This is a genomic window from Dolichospermum sp. LEGE 00246, assembly GCF_015207865.1.
In the GTDB taxonomy this organism is placed as follows: Bacteria; Cyanobacteriota; Cyanobacteriia; order Cyanobacteriales; family Nostocaceae; genus Dolichospermum; species Dolichospermum heterosporum.
Genome location: NZ_JADEWA010000671.1, coordinates 1 through 1,991, shown reverse-complemented (window position 1 = coordinate 1,991; position 1,991 = coordinate 1). Strand labels below are relative to the sequence as shown.

Sequence of the window (1,991 nt, the reverse complement as noted above, 5' to 3'; positions counted from 1 at the left end):
ATGTAGAATTGGTGTTACGCTTCTTTGCTTATCGTCATATAGATAAATTAAAATCTCCAGTTGATAAGTTTTTAGATGAATATTTAAAACAAGCCAAATATTTTACATAATCAAGAAATAATGCGATCGCTCCTAGTTAACGGTGAAGGTGGTGTGATCGCTCTTTGTTGGTTAATAGTGGAAGAAGTGCGATCGCTCTTAAGTAAACTATACTGGAGATGTGCAATTGTGCGGAACTCAGTACCACAAGCGATAGCGAAGCGCTCCGCAGGAATCACTGAGATCAGGTCAGTGAAAAAACAAGTTTAAGAGTTAAAAAGCAGTAGAGTATTAACTGAACCAATAGGTTATAGAATTAGTCCAGATGGTAGTAGTATTCCACTTTACTATGGGGAGATAAAAATCAATGCAGACAACCAATACCACGTCATACCCCGCACCAGACCAAGTGAAGAATAACTGGGAATTTACAGAAGTATGGATAGACCCGATGTTATCACCTCCATACATTCTATACCGAAATAAACTGAGTAATGATATAGTCTGAGATTTGTATAATAAATTTTCGCGTTTTCAGATCAAGATTTATAATATAGACGTACTACACTGCTTCTCAAGGATAATTATGCCTATCCAGTTTCGGTTTCACCCAGAAAAAGCTGTAGAAGCAGCAGCTATTCTTATGAAGCTGCATGGTAAGCCTATCAAGTATTTAGGCTTGCTAAAAATGCTCTATATAGCTGATCGTATTGCATTAGAAAGAATAGAACAACCCATAACAGGGGATAACTATGTATCAATGAAATATGGTCCTGTTCTTAGTGGTGTTTATGATCTAATTAAAGGTAAGCCTGTTGATGATGCTCTACCTCTGTGGTCTGAGTACATTTCTCCTGGTGACAAGAACTTTGTTTACTTAGTCAAAGATCCAGGAAATGATGAACTATGCGAAGAAGAAGAGGATATTCTTCAAGAGGTATATCAAACCTTTGGACATCTTGATCCATTTCATGTTGCTGAATGGACTCATGATTTACCAGAGTGGAAAGATCCTCATGGTTCTGCTATTCCCATTTTAGTAGAAGATATTCTGAAAAATATTGGTAAAAGTCAGGAAGAAATTGAGGAAATTAGACAAATAGCACTGAGGGAAGCATATTTAGATGAGGTGCTAAGTGTCTAGTATTTCTATAAACATAGGATAGGAGATGTATTTTTAATTGATACACCTCCTAATGGACAGCATTTTTACGTCGCAATTGCAAAAACTTCTGATAATAAATATTTATTTGTTAATTTAACAGACAAGAAAAATAACTCTGAAGGAGTTTGTGTTTTAGCACCAGATCCGAGTTTACCAAGTTTTATTAAAAAGGAATCTATTATAGCTTACTATTTTGCTCGTGAAATGGATGCAAATGATCTTGCTATTTGTATAACTTCTGGTAGTCCTATTCCCAAAGATTGTTTATCTGCTGATATTGTATCACAAATTCAACAGGGAGGATTGATTTCTAAGAAGTTGAAGAATAAATATAAAACTGCATTGAAGAATTTTTTAGGAATTGATTAAATTAAACTTAGTAATGGGAAAGGTTTACTTGAAAATCACGAATAATTGGTAATTGATAAAAATGAGGTAAGGTGAATTATAAGTAATACAAAATCTGTGCGTCGTCGTCAACCAGGGAGAATTTTTCCAGAATTTACAATACCACCGGAAGAATTAGCTAGAAGGGAAGCAGCGAAACGAGAGGAGAACATAGTGAACTCAAATTTTCTGAAAATATTGATGAACTGAAACAACAGTTTATCAACCGTCGTGAATTTATGAAATTATCAATAGAGGAACGAAAAAAGATTTTAGCGTCACAATCCGATTTAATGTTAGGGCATTACCAGCATAATTAAGAGTAGTCATGATAAAAGATTAATTAAAAATTAAGAATAATGCTTAACCGATTAGGCATTTGTGAATGGATATGATATAC

At 34.4% G+C, this 1,991-nt stretch carries 3 protein-coding genes; 2 read left to right on the top strand and 1 reads right to left on the bottom strand.

All coding sequences use genetic code 11. The annotated features are described in order from the left end of the window. Positions 1–110 precede the first annotated feature (110 nt). Entirely contained in the window at positions 111–278 is a 168-nt protein-coding gene (locus IQ228_RS25385; protein ID WP_160170661.1) for a hypothetical protein, read from the bottom strand. Between the two features lie 347 nt (positions 279–625). On the opposite strand from IQ228_RS25385, the gene IQ228_RS25380 reads away from it, so the two are divergent. Both IQ228_RS25380 and IQ228_RS26990 read left to right on the top strand, forming a co-directional pair. Continuing rightward, positions 626–1,183, top strand: a complete 558-nt coding sequence (locus IQ228_RS25380) for a Panacea domain-containing protein (RefSeq protein ID WP_027404741.1) — start codon at positions 626–628, stop codon at positions 1,181–1,183. Positions 1,184–1,408: 225 nt separating this feature from the next. After that, the gene (locus IQ228_RS26990; RefSeq protein WP_190383067.1) at positions 1,409–1,573 is read left to right on the top strand and encodes a hypothetical protein; all 165 of its coding nucleotides are present in this window, start codon (positions 1,409–1,411) and stop codon (positions 1,571–1,573) included. The last annotated feature ends 418 nt before the right edge of the window (positions 1,574–1,991 follow it).